Origin of the sequence: Pseudoalteromonas sp. SG45-2 (assembly GCF_014164115.1) — a bacterium.
Taxonomy (GTDB): domain Bacteria; phylum Pseudomonadota; class Gammaproteobacteria; order Enterobacterales; family Alteromonadaceae; genus Pseudoalteromonas; species Pseudoalteromonas distincta.
Genome location: NZ_JACJEO010000001.1, coordinates 240,776 through 259,199, shown reverse-complemented (window position 1 = coordinate 259,199; position 18,424 = coordinate 240,776). Strand labels below are relative to the sequence as shown.

General features: G+C 38.2%; 14 protein-coding genes and 1 pseudogene. 8 read left to right on the top strand and 7 right to left on the bottom strand.

What is annotated here, in order from left to right; genetic code table 11:
- The first annotated feature begins 46 nt into the window (after window positions 1-46).
- Window positions 47-928 carry a LysR family transcriptional regulator gene (locus H5116_RS01125; RefSeq protein ID WP_002961883.1) on the top strand — a complete coding sequence of 294 codons (882 nt, stop codon included), beginning with the start codon at window positions 47-49 and terminating at the stop codon, window positions 926-928.
- Window positions 929-1,670: 742 nt separating this feature from the next.
- Here H5116_RS01125 and H5116_RS01120 read toward each other — a convergent pair.
- On the bottom strand, window positions 1,671-2,447 hold the full coding sequence (locus H5116_RS01120) for an amino acid ABC transporter substrate-binding protein (RefSeq protein WP_182695013.1): 777 nt from the start codon (window positions 2,445-2,447) through the stop codon (window positions 1,671-1,673).
- Window positions 2,448-2,580: 133 nt separating this feature from the next.
- On the bottom strand, window positions 2,581-3,870 hold the full coding sequence (msrA, locus tag H5116_RS01115; protein WP_182715365.1) for a peptide-methionine (S)-S-oxide reductase MsrA: 1,290 nt from the start codon (window positions 3,868-3,870) through the stop codon (window positions 2,581-2,583).
- A gap of 248 nt (window positions 3,871-4,118) precedes the next feature.
- On the opposite strand from msrA, the gene pxpB reads away from it, so the two are divergent.
- The 6 genes and pseudogenes from pxpB (at window position 4,119) to H5116_RS01085 (ending at window position 9,377) form a co-directional block, all read left to right on the top strand.
- Window positions 4,119-4,784, top strand: coding sequence for a 5-oxoprolinase subunit PxpB (gene pxpB, locus H5116_RS01110; protein ID WP_182715364.1), 666 nt, complete (start codon window positions 4,119-4,121; stop codon window positions 4,782-4,784).
- Window positions 4,777-5,757 carry a biotin-dependent carboxyltransferase family protein gene (locus H5116_RS01105; protein WP_182715363.1) on the top strand — a complete coding sequence of 327 codons (981 nt, stop codon included), beginning with the start codon at window positions 4,777-4,779 and terminating at the stop codon, window positions 5,755-5,757. The genes pxpB and H5116_RS01105 overlap by 8 nt, the downstream gene beginning before the upstream one ends.
- Window positions 5,747-6,030, top strand: a pseudogene (locus H5116_RS20465) (5-oxoproline transporter, DUF979 family subunit); the annotation flags it as partial. The gene H5116_RS01105 and the pseudogene H5116_RS20465, both read left to right, overlap by 11 nt.
- Window positions 6,023-6,691, top strand: a complete 669-nt coding sequence (gene pcp, locus H5116_RS01095; protein ID WP_165723421.1) for a pyroglutamyl-peptidase I — start codon at window positions 6,023-6,025, stop codon at window positions 6,689-6,691. The pseudogene H5116_RS20465 and the gene pcp, both read left to right, overlap by 8 nt.
- A 153-nt stretch (window positions 6,692-6,844) precedes the next feature.
- Complete coding sequence (gene asnB, locus H5116_RS01090) at window positions 6,845-8,518, top strand: asparagine synthase B (RefSeq protein WP_182711293.1); 1,674 nt, start codon at window positions 6,845-6,847, stop codon at window positions 8,516-8,518.
- Window positions 8,502-9,377 (top strand): PhzF family phenazine biosynthesis protein, encoded by an 876-nt coding sequence (locus tag H5116_RS01085; RefSeq protein WP_182715362.1) that lies wholly within the window; start codon window positions 8,502-8,504, stop codon window positions 9,375-9,377. The genes asnB and H5116_RS01085 overlap by 17 nt, the downstream gene beginning before the upstream one ends.
- 283 nt (window positions 9,378-9,660) lie before the next feature.
- Here the strand turns inward: H5116_RS01085 and egtD are convergent, their stop codons facing one another.
- Together egtD and egtB are read right to left on the bottom strand one after the other, a co-directional pair.
- Window positions 9,661-10,635 carry an L-histidine N(alpha)-methyltransferase gene (gene egtD, locus H5116_RS01080; protein ID WP_182715361.1) on the bottom strand — a complete coding sequence of 325 codons (975 nt, stop codon included), beginning with the start codon at window positions 10,633-10,635 and terminating at the stop codon, window positions 9,661-9,663.
- Window positions 10,632-11,903: an ergothioneine biosynthesis protein EgtB gene (egtB, locus tag H5116_RS01075; RefSeq protein WP_182715360.1), complete on the bottom strand. Its 1,272-nt coding sequence runs from the start codon at window positions 11,901-11,903 to the stop codon at window positions 10,632-10,634. The genes egtD and egtB overlap by 4 nt, the downstream gene beginning before the upstream one ends.
- 894 nt (window positions 11,904-12,797) lie before the next feature.
- On the opposite strand from egtB, the gene H5116_RS01070 reads away from it, so the two are divergent.
- Window positions 12,798-14,378 (top strand): BCCT family transporter, encoded by a 1,581-nt coding sequence (locus tag H5116_RS01070; protein ID WP_002961195.1) that lies wholly within the window; start codon window positions 12,798-12,800, stop codon window positions 14,376-14,378.
- A gap of 80 nt (window positions 14,379-14,458) precedes the next feature.
- Here H5116_RS01070 and H5116_RS01065 read toward each other — a convergent pair whose 3' ends face one another.
- From H5116_RS01065 to H5116_RS01055, 3 genes are all read right to left on the bottom strand, one after another.
- A complete protein-coding gene (locus tag H5116_RS01065; protein ID WP_033039579.1) occupies window positions 14,459-15,169 on the bottom strand; it encodes a 3'-5' exonuclease in 711 nt (236 codons plus the stop codon).
- Between the two features lie 3 nt (window positions 15,170-15,172).
- Window positions 15,173-17,068, bottom strand: coding sequence for a DUF294 nucleotidyltransferase-like domain-containing protein (locus H5116_RS01060; protein WP_182715359.1), 1,896 nt, complete (start codon window positions 17,066-17,068; stop codon window positions 15,173-15,175).
- A 148-nt stretch (window positions 17,069-17,216) separates the two neighbouring features.
- Window positions 17,217-18,224, bottom strand: coding sequence for a rhodanese-related sulfurtransferase (locus H5116_RS01055; protein WP_002961191.1), 1,008 nt, complete (start codon window positions 18,222-18,224; stop codon window positions 17,217-17,219).
- Window positions 18,225-18,424: the final 200 nt, after the last annotated feature.

The following is an 18,424-nucleotide window of genomic DNA, read 5'->3' as shown; positions in this document are numbered from 1 at the left end:
TTTGCCTAAGTAAGGCGTCTCAATAAATTAAATAATTCTGGAAAACATGCAAACTCCTATTCGTGGCCTTCGCTCTTTTTGCTTTGCCGCAAGAAGCCTAAGTTTTAAGCATGCAGCTAATGAGCTGTACTTAACGCCGTCTGCGGTAAGCCATCAAATAAAACAACTTGAAGAACAACTTGGTATTGAGCTTTTTCAACGTAAAACGCGTTCAATTAGCTTAACCACAGCGGGTAAAAACTTTTTTGATGCTGTGTCTCCTATCATCACAATGTTAGAGAGCACCATTAATGAGTTTAGTCAGATGCAGCAAAATACAAATTTGACGATTACCCTGCCTGAATTTTTTGCCAGCGAACTACTCATGCCTAAATTAAGTGAGTGGACCTCAGAACACCCTAATATAAACCTGCAAATGGACACGCTTAAAACACGCAAAGAATTAACGCGTCATAGCGATTTATCTATTGTATTGTCCTCTGGTAAACCTACTGAAGGGTTAGCGACTGAGTTGTTTAACCTTGAATATATTCCTGCATGTAATAAAAAATTGCTCGATCAGTGGAGGGACGATCATCGTCAAGCCCTTAACCAAGTTCCGCTAATCTTGCACAAAGCTCGCCCTTGGGCTTGGCATCAGTGGGCCGAAAAAGCAGGGATTGATGACTTTTCTCCTTCGCAGATTATTCAAATAGATAGCATGTTTGGTGTAGCGCGTGCAGCGCAGCAAGGCATGGGCATTGCACTTATTCCACTGCCTATTAGCCAAAGCTGGCTAGATGAGCAATGGCTTTACAAATTATTCGAACAGCCTTTAACAACTAAAGATAAATACTATTTAGTGCAGCACGAATCAAGCACGCCTAATCACCCGCTTGATTTATTTGCGAAGTGGGTTGTAAATACGTTTAGAAAAATTCAAGAATAATCCCCTATTAGGCGAGTTCAGTAATACAACCTACTCTGTGTTGTATTACTGAACTCGTCTAAACCTCCCTGCAAATTTTAATGATTTTTTTAATTAAATACATAAACTTAGCACCATGCATTAGACTAAAGTCTATAGTTTAATTTTTTTCACTCATTGGTTTTGTTTTTATCGTTTGTCGAAAATAAAGTTAAATATTAAAGTTGCTTTATCAGCTCAAAACAACTTAGTTAAATTGTTTCTTAAGAGCAATAAATGCAACCTTTAGAGTTCTAGTAACTCAAACGTAGCAGTGAAAAGAATCTTATATTGTGTGTGTAAGATGTTGTCAGTGTGAAAAAGCGGTTCAAGTTAGGTGGTGACTTGGCTTGAACTGTTTTTATTTTTGGCGCAAACCACATGGTATGCAATACAAAGCTACCAAAGCGTAGTAAACAGAATCTTTATATTGTGTGTGAAGATGTTGTCAGTGTGAAAAAGCAGTTCAAGTTAGGTGGTGACTTGGCTTGAACTGTTTTTATTTTTGGCGCAAACCACATGGTATGCAATACAAAGCTACCAAAGCGTAGTAAACAGAATCTTTATATTGTGTGTGAAGATGTTGTCAGTGTGAAAAAGCAGTTCAAGTTAGGTGGTGACTTGGCTTGAACTGTTTTTATTTTTGGCGCAAACCACATGATATGCAATATAAGTTTAATACTTTTAAAAGCCCCGTAAGTTATAACTTACGGGGCTTTTTTAGTTAATTTTTAATTTGATATTCTTTTTTTAATTTACTTATTTGCACTTTATGTGAAATCAAGAAGGTATTAAATTTCTTGATTATGTCAGGGTAGTCAATCGACGATAATAAAAAGGCTTGTAAATCTGTCGGCAATTCGTTTTGAAAATAAACAGGTCGGGTTAATTTAAAGTATTTTTGGAGGTTATAATTTAATACATCGTTAGATATGTAAATACACTCCACTCGCTCTTTTAAAAGCAACTCTATTAATTCAATTACGTTAGCTGTTTCTATTAACTCAACGTTTTCATTATTCATTAACGGTTTAAAGCTTTGAGGCGTAAACCCTCTTACCGTTGCAAAACTAATGCATTCATCAATAGTGATATTTTTATTTAAACTCGCAATGCCCGTTTTAGTTACAACGGTTGGCTGCGAATAAATAATTTTATTTACATCAATAAATGAAGCTTTGTAGCTTGGTTTCCAGCTAGGGTTATCTGGATACTTAAAGTCGACATGGCGATGTTCCACAAATTCTTTGTAAAGTCGATTAATAGGTAGTGTGTAAAACTCAAACTTAAAGTCATGCTGCTGGGCAAACAAGGTAAGTAACTTTTGACTAAAACCATAATAGTCGCGGTTATCAGCCCCACTACCATCGTAGTATGGAAGGTATTCTATATTCTCTACGCCTACTACGTAATGAGTCGCTGATTTAGCGTTGTTTATTAAAAGCAGTAAAGCGAATGGCAAATATATTAACTGCGTTGCTATTTTTATAAATTGATTCATTAATAACCTAAGTAATATTGTTGACAATTAGCTGCACGCTTTAATTTTAACAAATTTGCAAAGATTATGATAAGCCTATTTTGTTTTATGCAAAAAAAAGCCTGATTAGAATCAGGCTACGTAAAGAAAAGGTTTAGCTTTTATCTCTCGGTACAAAATCAAGGACTGTTGCATTAATACAGTAACGATCGCGACCTCTTGGACCTTCACCTGGAAATAAATGCCCTAAGTGTATGCCTGTACTTTTAGAGCGAAGCTCAATGCGTGTCATGCCCCAGCTGCTATCGTCGTGCTGTGTTACGTTGTTTTTTACAGGATGAGTAAAGGACAACCAACCAGTACCTGAGTTAAACCTATTGCTTGTATCAAATAGTGGCTCGCCACTTAATTTATCAACAAAAGTACCGTCTGGTGTGTTTTTAAACTCTTTGTACTCTTTACAGTAAGGTCTATCTGTTCGTGCATCAAATGCAACTTTATAAGCATCACTGTTACCTAATTTAAAAGCGCCTAATGCTTTATAAAACTCTTCAGGCGTTGCGTAACCTTGACGGCCATATACCTCAACGCCATTTTCTAAAAACAAAATGGTTGGTGTTGCCCACGTGGCTGACTTAATAGTTAAATCATCAAGTTGGTCAGCATGGCGAAACGACATTGGTATTGTTCCTTTGTAATCATTTGCGACTGCTTTTTTAAACTTTTCACAGTATGGGCAGTATTCACGTGAATCAAGTACCACTATTTGCTTTCCTGATAATAAAGCCGTGTTATCTACTTTTTCTACAGGTGTTTTATTAAAAACAACACCGGTAGAGTGATCTGGGCAATAGCCATTAGGGTTCTTTTCTAAATAATTTTGATGATACTCTTCTGCCGTTACAAAACCTTGAAGCGGTTTAATAACTGTTTCAATTTTGCCATAGCTCGCATCAGTTAAAAGCTGCTGATATTGCGATTTAACTTGCTCAGCTACTTTAGCTTGCGCATCAGTGGTCGTTAATACAATTGAGCGGTATTGCGTACCAATGTCGTTACCTTGGCGATTTTTTTGCGTAGGGTCGTGACTTTCAAAATAGTTTTTTAAGAGATCTTCTGCTGAAATTATATTGCTGTTATACATAACTTGTACAACTTCAGCATAATTGTTCTCGTCAAAACGACGAGACTGATCAGTAATGTTTCTGTAGGTAGCTTTAAAGCCATTGCCGTCAGCGTACCCCGATTCAGCATCAATAACGCCATTAAGCGCTTCGTAGCGTTTTTCCGCTCCCCAAAAACAACCTGATCCAAGTACAATGGTTTCTACATGCATGGTGGCTTCTACATTACTGTGCTCAACCTTTTCCATAGATAAAGCAAAGCTGCCTGCGCTAAATATAATAGCAGCGCCTGATAAATATAATAAATGCTGGTGTTTCATAAAGTACCTCTTAAACAAGTGCGTGCTAACTAAGACCTCCTTATCCTAATTTTCATTTCAACCTAATTACTTATTTAGTACGAAGCGTATTAAGTTTTGGTCTTCAATAAGTTAAATACGATTAATTGAATATAAAACTACTCTTAAAGTAAGTTGGGCAATAAACATAACCACTTAGTCGCAATGGTGTAAATAAATTAATAAAACTGTGTTACGTTTAAATTATGTTGTACAAATAGGTTTATTTAATGAAGCCAGCTCCTCATATTTATGCATTAACAAACAGTAGTTTACTGTTTGATGCATCGCATTTAGACGCTACAGATATACTCTCTATTCAAAAAAAAATTTGGGCTTTAGCTAGCCACTGTAAAAGCACTGATGAATTTAGCGATTTGGTGCCGGCCATGAACTCGCTCACTCTTTATTTAAAATCAGATAAACACTTAAATAAGTGGTTACAAGTGCTACCTTCGCTGTGGAATGATATTAAAACGAGTACTTTTAAGGGGCAGCATCACTTAATCAAAACCACATACAAGGGTGAGGACATTAATTACGTGGCTCGCTATCATAATTTAAGTGCCGATGAAGTTATTAATATTCATAGTAAAACCAAGTACCACGTTTTATTTTTAGGCTTTCAGCCCGGTTTTGCTTACCTACATGGCTTAAATGAGCAATTACATACACCAAGACGTGATGAGCCACGCATTAAAGTTCCTAAAGGCTCTGTTGCGATAGGTGCTGCACAAACCGGCATTTACCCCGCAGATACCCCAGGTGGTTGGCATATAATAGGTCATACAGATACTGCTTTGTTTGATTCGACCTCTGAGCAACCTTGTTTAATTCAACCAGGAGATACGCTTGAATTTGTTCCGCACGTTAATAAAGGAGCAAATCATGATTAAAGTACTTAAAAGTGGTGTATTACTTACAATTCAAGATTTTGGCCGTGAGGGCTACCGCCATTTAGGTGTAAGCAAAGCGGGTAGCTTAGACCCTATTGCACAAATCATTGCTAATAGATTACTTAACAATAACGACAATGATGCCGTTTTAGAAATAACTGTGGGTTTGTGCGAACTGGAATTTACCTGCGACACAGTAATTGCGCTTCATGGTGCAGATTTGCAAGCAACCCTTGATGGACATGCAATTTATCCTGGTTGGACATACGCAGTAAAAAACAAACAAGTCCTAAGTTTTGCTACTGGTAGAGCAGGCTTAAGAGCTTATTTAGCAGTGAAAGGCGGTATACAAAATGCTGAAGTTATGGGTTCTAAATCTACAGATTTAAACGCATGTTTTGGTGGTTTTGAAGGTAGATCTCTCACCTCTGGTGATAAAATACCTATTACTCCTTATTATGGAGAGTTTAAAAAGGTAGGCGCAATTGCTCCCGCCCAGCGCAAACTTATACGCCTGCATCCAAGTCCTCATGCCGACTTATTAGGCGAGACTTTACTTAGCAACTTTGTGTCTACCGCTTTTAAAGTCAGCAATAATAGTAACCGAATGGGTGTAAGGCTTGAGCATAAGAATAATTTGGGGCATTCGCACTCTTTGCCATCATTAGGGGTGAGCCCTGGGAGTATTCAACTCCCACCAAGTGGAGAGCCAATTGTGTTACTAAATGATGGCCAAACTACAGGGGGCTACCCTCTGCTAGGGACTGTTATTGAAGCCGACTTACGTCAATTTGCACAGTTTAGACCTATAGATACTGTTGAGTTTAAATATGTAACGTTTGAAGAAGCAGCGAAGGCGAAGCAGAAACTTGACGGACACCTACATCAATTGAGCCTTGCACTTAAAATAACCTATAAAAATATTCTAAAAATAAATAGGAAAACTATGTTCGACTTAAATTATTGGCCCTGATAATCGTTTTATACTGTTTTTTTTGTATTGTGTAGGTATGGCATTTTTAATTGAAGGTCATGGCGCAAGCCCTGCTCCATTAGTTGCGCTCGGCATGTATAGCGGCTATTGCAGTGCGTTAATGACGCCTATGACAGCAAATTTAATATTCTTCCTGCAACTCTTTTTGACTTAAAAGATAAGTACTATGTAATTAAGGTTCAAATTCAGACGGCAGTTACCTTACTCGCCGTTAATATTATTTTAATGTATAGCTTGGTGTGTAATGACTAAATCAACTTCTTCTATGGCGTGTGTATTAATAACCGGCTTTGCGCCTTTTGGTAGCGAAACTATCAATCCTTCTTGGCAAGCAGTGCAAAAACTTGATGAAACTATCATCATGAAACACAAAATATGTACACTAGAACTTGCCTGTGAGTTTAATACGTCTATTAGTCAGCTTATAAACGCCATTGAGTCACATAATCCGGCGGTTGTTTTATGTATAGGTCAAGCTGGTGGGCGCAGCGAAATATCAATTGAGCGTATTGCAATAAACGTTGACGATGCACGCATTAAAGACAATGCAGGTAAGCAACCTGTCGATTCACCAATAGAAAAAAATGGCCCTGATGCCTATTTCACTAATTTACCCATAAAGCGTATGTTACAAGCACTGCACAACAGCAATATTCCTGCTGCCATTTCCAATACGGCAGGTACGTATGTATGCAATCACGTTATGTATGGCCTTATGCATTACATAAATGATCACTGCGCTGTAATGAAAGGTGGCTTTGTGCATATTCCTTATTTACCAAGCCAAGCTGTGCACCACAATGGCGCACCAAGCATGTGTGAAGACACTGTTATTAACGCGCTAAAAGTGATGATTGCACAAGCTTTGAACAATAATAACGACGTAAAAATAGCCGCAGGCACCACGCATTGACCACTTTGGTGCGGTTATATATAACTTGGTGCATAAATTATTCTTAATTAATTATAAAAGCTATGTGACTTGAGTAATTTTTTCTGATAAAACAAGGTTTCGCAGCACAGCAAATTGGCTTTGCTGCACACATAATAGGAATGAGGAGTTACTATGTGTTCAATTTTTGGGGTATTAGATATTAAATCTGATCCCGCTCAATTGCGTACCCAAGCAATTGAAATGTCAAAGCTGCTTAGACACCGTGGCCCAGATTGGTCTGGTGTATATGCATCTGAAAAAGCTATTTTAGTACATGAGCGTTTAGCTATTGTTGGTGTATCAAGCGGTGCACAGCCTTTATACAATCCTGAAAAAACAAATATTTTAGCGGTTAATGGCGAGATTTATAATCATAAAGAACTTGCAGCAGAGCTAGATGTTGATTTTACTTTTCAAACTCAATCAGACTGTGAAGTTATTTTAGCGCTTTATAAACAAAAAGGATCTGACTTTTTAGATGATCTAAATGGCATTTTTGCATTTTGTTTATACGACGAAGAAAATGACGCTTACTTAATTGGCCGTGACCATATTGGTATTATCCCGCTTTACACTGGTCACGACGAGCACGGTAACTTTTACGTTGCTTCAGAGCTAAAAGCACTCTCTCCAATTTGTAAGCATATTGAAGAATTTCCACCAGGGCATTACCTGTACAGCAAAGATGGCAAAATCACGCCTTATTACAAGCGTGATTGGGAAACATTTGATGCAGTTAAAGATAACAGCGCACAAGCGCAAGACGTTAAAGATGCATTAGAAGCGGCCGTTAAACGCCAGCTAATGTGTGATGTACCATACGGTGTATTACTTTCTGGTGGTTTAGACTCATCGGTTATCTCTGCTATTACCCAGCGTTTTGCTGCCAAACGTATTGAAGATAACGATGAAAGCGATGCATGGTGGCCTAAGTTGCATTCTTTTTCAGTAGGCCTTGAGGGTTCACCTGATTTAGCCGCTGCTCAAAAAGTAGCTGACATGATTGGTACTATTCACCACCCTATCATTTTTACCATTCAAGAAGGTATTGATGCTCTGCGTGAAGTGATTTACCACATTGAAACGTATGATGTAACAACGATTCGTGCCTCTACACCTATGTACTTAATGGCTCGCCAAATTAAAGCGATGGGCATTAAAATGGTGTTATCTGGCGAAGGTGCTGATGAGCTATTTGGTGGTTACTTATACTTCCATAAAGCCCCTAACGCACAAGAGTTTCATGAAGAGCTAAACCGTAAAGTATCAAAACTGCATATGTTTGACTGTTTACGTGCTAATAAATCAATGGCAGCATGGGGCGTTGAAGCACGTGTACCGTTCCTTGATAAAGAATTTGTTGATGTTGCTATGCGTATCAACCCTGAAGCCAAAATGTGTAAAGATGGCAAAATTGAAAAACACATTTTACGTGAAGGTTTTGATGGCTACTTGCCTGATGAAGTTTTATGGCGCCAAAAAGAGCAATTTTCAGACGGTGTTGGTTACAGTTGGATTGATACGTTAAAAGAGTTTGTAAATGAGCAAGTGAGCGATCAAGAGCTTGCAAATGCTAAATTTAAATACCCTATTAATACGCCAGATTCAAAAGAAGCTTACTACTACCGTACTATTTTTGAATCGCACTTTCCTGGTGATGCATCAGCTAAATGTGTACCACATGGTAAATCGGTAGCGTGTTCGACTCCTGAAGCACTTGCATGGGACGCATCGTTCCAAAACAATGCAGATCCATCAGGTCGTGCTGCGGGCGTTCATAACGACGCGTATGCAAGCAAAGGATAACACTCTTTGTTTAACGAAGCGTAAGCCCAAATGGCTTACGCTTCGCTGTATAAAACTCACTTCCACCGAATCTGTTTTTTATAGCCCTGCAAATAACTTAAAAGGCTCAAGTGCTTTAATTGTTATTTATAAAATTGGGTTAACATCAAAAACAATGCAATATATTGCATCACAATCAAACCACCCTGCTACCGTATTTTTAAATCAAAATGAGATAACTAAACGCCATTGTAATATTCGCTGGTTCAACCAAACAAGTGAAATTAAACGCTGTGGGCATGGTACTTTAGCGGCCGCTAATTTTTTAATAAAGTATTTTGGTTATTGCCCTGAAGTATTTACATCAATGAGTAATGAGCGCTTTACTATAAGAGTAAAAAAACAACGCGCACAGTTGTTACTAAAAAGTATAGAGCCTAAAAAAAGCGAATTAGCTAAAGGTGAGTTAAAAAGTGTGTTTTCATTAGCAATAAAAGTAGCCTACAGTACCGGTGATAAAAACGGTTATACGGTTGTATTATTTAATGAAGAATTTAATAAAGGATTTAGTAAAGACGTTGAAAAAGACGATTTAAAAAGCTTACACGTTGATTTTAAAGCTTTGAGTAAACTCCACAAAAATGCAGTTATAGCGCTTAGTATAAAAAATATGGACAAAAAAAATGCTATAGCGCATTTTAGATATTTTGCACCCCAGTTTGGAGTAAATGAGGACAGTGCAACGGGCTCTGCGGTATCTGTTATTGCCCCCCTGCTATTTAGACTACATGGTTTAAATAAAGCTAAGCTTATACAGCAATCAAATAATGGTGCATTGCTAAGCTATGAGTTTAGCAATGCTAAAGTTGTCATTTACTAGGGCGTGTTGATCTTTGCGAATTGAAATTTGTTCAATCTAGGGCCGATTAAAGCGCGGCGCGAGGTTTGTAACCTAGTGGGCTAAGTAAAAATCGAGCAACAAATAGTTTATCGCCCCTAGGCAGTACCCGAAGGGCAGCACATGTTTGGCATTTATGCTGCGTTATCGCCTATTTATGTGGAATAACCACACTTCATAGGCTCTGCCTTGCCTAAAAACCAAACATATTGCTGCAAATTCAACTATCAAAGATCAACACCCCCTAAACATATTAAGTAAACGTTTATAGCGGTCGTAATAAGCACAATGCAAAATAGTTACTATCGTCTTGCCATGTTTGCTCTAACTTTAAATTAGCTTGCGCGGCAAGCTGCTTAAACGATTCGAGCGTGTACTTATGGGAATTTTCTGTATGGATACTTTCGCCTTCAATAAAGTCTATTTGCTGATCATTTATAATCACGCTTTGATTACAGTTACTTACTAAATGCATTTCAATACGGCTATGTTGCTCGTTAAAGCGAGACTCGTGGCTAAAGTTATCTATATTAAATGTGCCGTTTAGCTCGTTATTAATACGTTGTAGTAAATTTTTATTAAATGCGGCGGTGACTCCCGCTTTATCGTTATATGCATTGAGTAACACTTGGCGCTCTTTTACTAAATCAACCCCAATTAATACATAACCGTTTACACCACATAAACGATGGAAATTATTCATAATTTCTATAGCTTTAACTGGGGCAAAATTACCAAGAGTAGAGCCTGGAAAATACACCAAATTGGTTTGACTATCTAAAGCGGTGTCTTTGGTTAGCTGTTTAACCATTTGGCTATGTGTAAAGTCTCCTAGTAATGGCGAAATGGCCAAATCTGGGAATAATGGTGATAAATGTGCAAGTGAATAACTGAGCATCTCCTCAGAAATTTCAAACGGTACGAAGGTTTTTACCTTTGCCATGTGCGCTAATAAATACGCGACCTTTTTACCCGAACCACACCCAGGCTCAATAATAGAGAGATTTTCAGGTAGCATTTGAGCAATCGACTGCGAGTATTGCTCTAAAATAGACAACTCAGTACGTGTAACATAATACTCTTGTAAGGATGTTATTTGCTCGAATAATGCAGCACCTTTATCATCGTAAAAATACTTACACGGAAGCGTTTTTTGTTGTTGAGTTAATCCGCTTATCACGTCGTTTAAAAATTCAGTGTCGGTTATGTTACTTTGTTTAATCGCTGTTACTTGGCTCATACTATATCCTTAGCTAGTCTTATCCCGCTGCACATCCACGCTTGATGTGGGTAATAAAAATTTCGGTATGTTTGTCGTAAATGGTCTTGAGGGGTAAACACACACCCGCCCCGTAACACCATTTGGTTATTCATAAATTTACCATTGTATTCCCCTGCTACTCCTTCAATAGGCTTAAAACCGGGGTATGGCAAATATGCACTGTTTGTCCATTGCCAACATGAATCCGTTAACTGGTTTATTTCAGTATCATCTTTTGTTTGTTGTGGTGTTAGATAGTTATTATTAGTGTCTGTTGAAGGTGTATTTTTAGCTGCATATTCCCACTCGAACTCTGTAGGCAAGCGAGCCTTTACAAAATTAGCGTAGGCGCTGGCCTCAAAATAACTAACATGGCTGATGGGAGCACTTAAATTTAAAGGCTGCAATCCATAGTGTGTAAACTCAAACCATTCGTTATTTATGTAATGCCAATATAATGGATGCGTTAAACGAGTGTTTTGAATATGCGCCCAACCGTCGCTTAACCAATATTGTGGATTGCTATATCCACCGGCATTTATAAAGTCTAAATATTCACCATTAGTGACCAATCTATTAGCAAAACTGAATGGATGAATTAGTACTTGGTGTTTGGGGCACTCGTTATCATATGCAAATTCATCGTCGGCATTTGTGCCAATATTAATAATGGCTTGTTCAAAATTGATAAAATTAAGGGGTTTAATATCAGCTGATTTTTTTTGGCTATTTAAAAGCGATGTTTTATATTGAGGAAATAATGGATTTACTGAAAAGTTATATTTGATGTCCATAAGCATTAGTTCTTGATGCTGTTGCTCGTGGTGTAACCCAAGTTCAATAATATCTTTAATGTGCGGGTTAACGTCAGTCTTAAGTAATTCAATCAAGCGGCTATCTACATGTTCTCTGTAAGCTAGCACTTCGTCTAAACCTGGCCTAGATAAGCTTCCTCTGTTTGCCCGTTTAAATTGCTCTCCAATCCCATTGTAGTAAGAATTAAAAAGCATTTTATAGTGAGGATTAAACACTGCGTACTGTTTACAATGAACACTAAGTAAAAACGTTTCAAAAAACCACGTGGTATGCGCTAAATGCCATTTAGTAGGACTGGCATCAGACATAGCTTGTAATTGGCAATCTTCTACAGTGAGTGGTTCGATAATGGCTAGGCTTTCGTCTCTAACGCTACAAAAGCGTTTAACAAGTTCGTTTTGATTGGTATCGTTTGTAACGCTTTCACGCATAATAGTATTAATCCTTTGCCTATCTATTTATAAAATATAGCTTAGGGCATGCTGAGCTTTTTGGATTGAAATTTGTTCAATCTAGGGGCGATTAAATCGCGGCACGAGGTTTGTAACCTAGTGGGCTAAGTAAAAACCGAGTAACAAAGAGTTAATCGTCCCTAGAAAGAACCCAAAGGGCAGTGTATGTTTGGTATTTATGCTGCGTTATCGCCTATTTATGGGGAATGACCACACTACATAGGCTCTGCCTTGCCTAAAAACCAAACATACTACTGTAAATTCAATCGCCAAAATTCAACATGCCCTAATGTTGTGTTAAATCATATTCATATTACAACTTGATTAAAGGTGCTTATCGGCTTATAAATTTATAATAGCCTTGAAGAGAAATTTGCTCTTCGCTAGCCGGTTTTTGATTATTCTTACGTGCATGCAAGCATGAAAAATAACGCATAAGCTGTTACCGAACCGCTAAGCTATAAATCTAGGAGCGATTAAATCGCGACTAGACTTAACAAATTTCAATCCTAAAAGACTAACAAGCCCTAATATTTAAGCATTAATTAAGCTACTTAAAAATGATCTTTTTTTACTTAACCAAGTAAATTAATACTTTTAATAGCAAACTAAATTTTAACGTTCACTGAATTTTTAAATTTAGGGCTTTTAAATGAAAAAATCATGAATTTGGCCATATAAACAGCGTTTTAAATACAAATTCATTTACATTTAATATTTAACTCATACACTACTAGCTGTATGATCACGCTTCAAATTAGTTAGTCTTCGAATAATTACGGTATTACTTTTTACTTAATATTTAAAGACTAATGTAATTCGATATGACGCCGAATTTATTTTGGCTTGTTAGGACAACTAAAGAGGTATTGCATGAAGGAAAATCATGACAAATATAGTATTGACAACACGGATTACACCGTAGGTCAGGACAACGTACAAAAGTGGGGGTTTGATATTCACAACCCTGTTTTTGGAACTAGTGCGGGCCTGATTGTCATCTTTTTAATCGCCATACTTGTTACCGACCCACAAACTGCAAAAACAGCGCTTGATAGTATCAAGACCGATATTATTAATAATTTTGATGCCCTATTTATGTGGGCTGCTAACTTCTTTGTACTCTTTTGTTTAGCACTTATTGTTTCTCCTTACGGTAATATTCGCCTTGGTGGTGATGACGCTAAACCTTCTCACTCTCGCGTTTCATGGCTTGCTATGTTATTTGCTGCCGGTATGGGTATCGGCCTTATGTTTTGGGGCGTTGCTGAACCAGTTGCTTACTTTACTGGTTGGTACGAAACACCGCTTAATGTAGCCGCTAATACACCAGAAGCTGCAAAATTAGCAATGGGCGCAACTATGTTTCATTGGGGTCTTCACCCTTGGGCTATTTACGCTGTTGTTGGTTTATCTCTTGCATTTTTTACCTATAACAAAGGTTTACCACTTTCAATTCGTTCTATTTTTTACCCTATATTAGGTGATAGAGCTTGGGGTTGGCCTGGTCATATCATTGATATCTTAGCTGTACTTGCTACGTTATTTGGCCTTGCAACATCTTTAGGTTTAGGTGCGCAGCAAGCTTCTGCAGGCATTAACCATGTATTTGGTACAGAAGGTGGCATTGGCTCTCAAATTCTAGTTATTGCGGGTGTAACACTTTTAGCCATTGTCTCTGTGGTTCGTGGTATTGACGGTGGTGTGAAACTACTAAGTAATGTAAATATGCTAATTGCGTTTTCATTATTATTGTTTGTATGTTTAGTAGGCTTTGCTGTAGCAATGGGTAATGTACCCACTACCGTGATGGGCTATGTAGAAAATATTATTCCATTGAGTAATCCTCACGGACGTGAAGACGAAACATGGATGCATGGTTGGACTGTGTTTTACTGGGCTTGGTGGATTTCCTGGTCACCGTTTGTAGGTATGTTTATCGCGCGTGTATCACGTGGTCGTACAATTCGTGAATTCTTAATTGCGGTTTTACTTATTCCTACTCTAGTTACTGTTTTATGGATGTCTATTTACGGTGGTATTGCGATTGATCAAGTAGTTAATGGTGTTGGTGCGTTAGGCACTAATGGTTTAACTGATGTACCTTTAGCTATGTTCCAAATGCTTGATGAATTACCTTTATCTAATATTTTATCGTTTATTGCAATTTTATTAGTGTTGGTATTTTTCATTACGTCATCTGACTCTGGTTCATTAGTAATTGATTCAATTACAGCTGGCGGTAAAATTGATGCACCGGTACCACAACGTATATTTTGGGCATCGGTTGAGGGCGCAATTGCAGCTGCTTTACTTTGGATTGGTGGCACACAAGCAATTGAAGCACTACAAGCAGGCGCTGTCTCTACAGGCTTGCCATTTACTATTGTATTATTATTTATGTGTTTAAGTTTAGTTTTAGGTTTACGAACTGAGCCTCGCCCAGTTAAATAATACTTTTAGTAAGTAACACTTTTAATTAGTAACGAAAACGCCGCAATTTTTGCGGCGTTTTTTTGTTTGGTCATTAAAAGCTAGAACCACAGCTCTGAGATTGGAGTATCTACACGATAATGATAACTCAGTTGCGCTTGTAAAAGTTCTGCTGTAGCAAGTGCATCCGTTAACGCATTGTGATTTTGATATGCTGGTAGGGAATAACGCGCACGGCAATCTGTTAGCCTAAGAGAACCTAATTTTGTGTTAAACAATCGCCCTAATAAACCCTGCCTTGCTTTTAGTGCTCTTTTTTCTATTTCCATTGTATCAACAAGTGCAAACTCAATACCTTCTTTAAGCCTTAACAATAACGCATTATTTAAAAAGTGACGTTCTATTGCGGCATAATGCACCACGACAACTTTACCACTGAGCGCTTCAAGTAAAGGCTCTATAATTTGATTAAAGTCGGGGGCGTCGTCCACCTCAGAGTGCGTTATTCCATGTATTAAAATAGACTCTTCATGAAGGTTGCGCCTAGGCTGCACAACCCAATGCCGACTGTGCTTACAATAAATGCGCTCTAAATTGAACGGCACTAAACCAACACTCACTATATCGTCGTTTTGGCTATTTAAGCCTGTTGTTTCAAAATCCATTGCTACAAAAGGTACGTCTTTTATTGCAGCTTTGTCTTGATTATAAGCACCCGCATAAAAGTGTTTTAAGAGTTTATTTTTGGTGCTATTGGCAAGCTCGTTATACCTAGCTTGCCAATCAATTGCTTTATGATTACGCGGATTCATAGGCTACTTCACACCAGAGTTTGCTGTGTAGCTAAATTTTAAATAGCTTTGTGCTTTTTCTAAAATGGCAAATGCCTCTTTTAAGTTTCGTTGCTCGAACGGAGAAAGTAAATGTGGATCTAAGTCGTTATCGGGCTCTTCGCCCTTCTCTATTTGCCACGCTTGATGGCGAATTCGCATCATGGCAATATACTCAAGTGCGTCACGTAAATCTTGCGCTTTACCCTGTGGTAACAGCTTAGCTTCAATAATATCTTCTAGCCGCTCAAACGAATTTTGTTTACGTGAGCCAATAGCCAATGCGTGCACGCGAATAACATCAGAAAGAGGTGCAGTCCCTCTTCGCTTTAAGTTCATTGAACGCTTATGTTGGCCATTATGCTCCATAACAAAGCCTTTAAAGAAACCAAGTGGAGGTGTTCTATTTCTAGCATTTGCTGCCATATTAGCTAAAAATACGCGATTTACTTTACTTTGTTTTGCTATAAATATTTTAAGCTCGTCGGCCCACTTGGTTTTACCCCACACACCGTCTAAGTCAAAAAATATAGAACTATTAAGCAATGCTTGTGGTTTTGGCTGCGCGATCCAATCTGCAAATTGATCGAACCACTGTGAGCGAGTTTTACGCCATTTTTTAAACGACGCCATTATTTCTCCATCACAATACGTATAGCCACATTGTGCTAAGCCATCACAGACAAAGTCTGAGATATTTTGAAAATATTCATTATGTTTTTCGTCTTCGTAACTGTCATCTAAAATTAATGCGTTATCTTGATCAGTTACAATAAGTTGCTCGTCGCGAGCCATTGAGCCCAGTGCAATAAAACAATAAGGAACGGGAGGTGGACCAAACTTTTCTTCAGCTAATACAAGCAATCTTTGTTTAAATGTACGCCCTATAACAGCCATGGCTGTACCAACCATGTGTGAGTTTGCATCTTCATTCACCATACGAACAAACACATTGGGCAATTGGCGTGCATAATGCGCCAAATCCTCTATTGTTTGTTGAGCCAGTATGCCACGTACAAGTAATAAGCTGCTTTGGGATTCATAACGCAAAATATCAGAGAGGGAGATAACGCCTATTGGGCGTCTTTTCTGTACTACTGGCAAATGATGTAAGTTATCTCTAAGCATGGCCAATACAGCTTCGAAAATATAGTCATTAGCATCTAATAGTACTAAGTTAGTGGACATAATGTCTTTTGCTTGCGTGTTAAAGGCAAGCCCTTTAGCCACTACTTTAGTGCGTAAATCCCTATCGGTTATTATACCAACTACTTGTCCATCATCTTCTTCTGGGTCATCATTTATGGGTTTATTTACATCGGTTACCAACACTGACGATACCGCCTCTTCGGTCATTAATTTAGCGATATCTTGTATCGTAGAGGTTGCATCTACGGTGACTACATCTCTGTGAATTAATGATTTTACCTTCGCGGTTGTCAGGTCATTGCCATCGGCTTGTTCGACAATAGCTTGATGCAAACGCACGTTACCGTCTGTTTCGAAGTAATCAGCAAACGCATCAAACTCATCACAGTAACGATTAAATAGCTCGACATTTATGCAATATACTAACGTATCTTCAAGAGCAGTTGCAGGAAAACGTACCTTACGGTTCATCAATAAACCCATTTGACCAAATATACCAGCGGTAGCCAAACGATTATACAGCTCGCCATTTCGGCGGTACATTTCTACAGAGCCACTTCTAATTACATACAAATCAGAAATGTCTTGTCCAAAACTCAAGATATCTGTTTTTGCTCTAAAATAAGCCACTTCTACTTGTTGAGCTAGCTCATTAAGCGCTTTTTGAGGTAAGTCATCAAAAGGAGGATGTTGTGCTAAAAATTGTGCGATTTCAACTTGTTCGGCTTGCATAAATCCCTTCCTGTATGCGCATTAAAATGACTAAATCTGTTTTGCAGATTAACACTATCATCGGGGTGTGAAAACAATTACTGTACAAATTTAGGCACAAAAAAAGAGCCTAAATAGACTCTTTAAGTGTAATACTTATTGTATAAATTTATTTACCGCGCTGAGCGTCTTTTTGGGCTTTTTTAGCTTCTTTACGTTGCTGTAAAACAGCTTGTGCTTCATTACCAATATGGCCCTCACCACGCGCTTGCGCTAATTCTATTTGCTTTTGGCGCTCTGCAAAACGTGCGCGTTGTTCGTCCGTAACTTCTTCAATACAATGATGACAAGAGACGCCTTCCATGTATTCAGGCTTTAACTTTTCGTCTTCTGTAATTGGCATACGACACGCGTGGCATTGATCATAAGAGCCTTTTTGTAGGTCATGATCAACCGCAACGCGATTATCAAATACAAAACACTCGCCTTCCCACATGGTTTCTTCTTTTGGTACTTCTTCTAGGTATTTTAAGATACCGCCTTCAAGGTGATAAACTTCATCAAAACCTTGCTCTTTCATGTAGGCTGTCGATTTTTCGCAGCGGATACCGCCGGTACAAAACATCGCCACTTTTTTGTGTTTTTCAGGGTCTAAGTTTTCTTTTGCCCACTGTGGAAATTCGCGAAAGGTTTTAGTATTTGGATCGACCGCATTTTGAAATGTACCAATTTCAATTTCGTAATCATTACGTGTATCAATTAAAATTACTTCAGGGTCAGATATAAGTGCGTTCCACTCATTTGGCTTTACATAGCTACCCACAACTTTAAGCGGATCTACGCCTTCAACGCCCATCGTTACAATTTCTTTTTTTAGTTTTACTTTAGTGCGGTAAAACGGGCATTCATCGTCGTAAGATTCTTTTGTAACGATGTTTTTTAAATTTGGTTGCTCATCTAGCCATGCTAATAAGTTGTCTATCCCTTCTCGTTTTGCAGAAACAGTGCCGTTTATACCTTCGGCAGCGAGCAATAAAGTACCGCGTACTTCATTTGCTTCCATCACTTCTAGTAATGGCTTACGGATAGCTTCAAATTCAGGTAAACCTACAAACTTATACAGCGCACACACTACAAAGTGATCGCCCGTTACATTATCTTTATGAACAACAGTCATTATATTTCCTATTTTGCCTTGTTAGCCAATATTGGCGTTTACCGAATCGTAAATCCGGCGCATATGGGGCGCGTATTTTACGCTTTTTTAGTTTAATTGCAAAAAATAGCGCTATAGATTGGTTTTTACTGTTAGCGACCTAGCTGTGTAAGCTATAATGCGCTGATAAATTTATAGAGTTAATTTGCTCATTTTGGAGA

Excerpts from the sequence above, each read along its gene's own strand:
- egtB (WP_182715360.1), bottom strand. The coding sequence starts at position 11,903 with ATGCGTGAAAGCGTTACAAACGATACCAATCAAAACGAACTTGTTAAA.
- H5116_RS01085 (WP_182715362.1), top strand. The coding sequence starts at position 8,502 with ATGCAAGCAAAGGATAACACTCTTTGTTTAACGAAGCGTAAGCCCAAA.
- H5116_RS01120 (WP_182695013.1), bottom strand. The coding sequence starts at position 2,447 with ATGAATCAATTTATAAAAATAGCAACGCAGTTAATATATTTGCCATTC.
- msrA (WP_182715365.1), bottom strand. The coding sequence starts at position 3,870 with ATGAAACACCAGCATTTATTATATTTATCAGGCGCTGCTATTATATTT.
- asnB (WP_182711293.1), top strand. The coding sequence starts at position 6,845 with ATGTGTTCAATTTTTGGGGTATTAGATATTAAATCTGATCCCGCTCAA.
- pcp (WP_165723421.1), top strand. The coding sequence starts at position 6,023 with ATGACTAAATCAACTTCTTCTATGGCGTGTGTATTAATAACCGGCTTT.
- egtD (WP_182715361.1), bottom strand. The coding sequence starts at position 10,635 with ATGAGCCAAGTAACAGCGATTAAACAAAGTAACATAACCGACACTGAA.
- pxpB (WP_182715364.1), top strand. The coding sequence starts at position 4,119 with ATGAAGCCAGCTCCTCATATTTATGCATTAACAAACAGTAGTTTACTG.
- H5116_RS01070 (WP_002961195.1), top strand. The coding sequence starts at position 12,798 with ATGAAGGAAAATCATGACAAATATAGTATTGACAACACGGATTACACC.
- H5116_RS01065 (WP_033039579.1), bottom strand. The coding sequence starts at position 15,169 with ATGAATCCGCGTAATCATAAAGCAATTGATTGGCAAGCTAGGTATAAC.
- H5116_RS01055 (WP_002961191.1), bottom strand. The coding sequence starts at position 18,224 with ATGACTGTTGTTCATAAAGATAATGTAACGGGCGATCACTTTGTAGTG.
- H5116_RS01060 (WP_182715359.1), bottom strand. The coding sequence starts at position 17,068 with ATGCAAGCCGAACAAGTTGAAATCGCACAATTTTTAGCACAACATCCT.
- H5116_RS01105 (WP_182715363.1), top strand. The coding sequence starts at position 4,777 with ATGATTAAAGTACTTAAAAGTGGTGTATTACTTACAATTCAAGATTTT.
- H5116_RS01125 (WP_002961883.1), top strand. The coding sequence starts at position 47 with ATGCAAACTCCTATTCGTGGCCTTCGCTCTTTTTGCTTTGCCGCAAGA.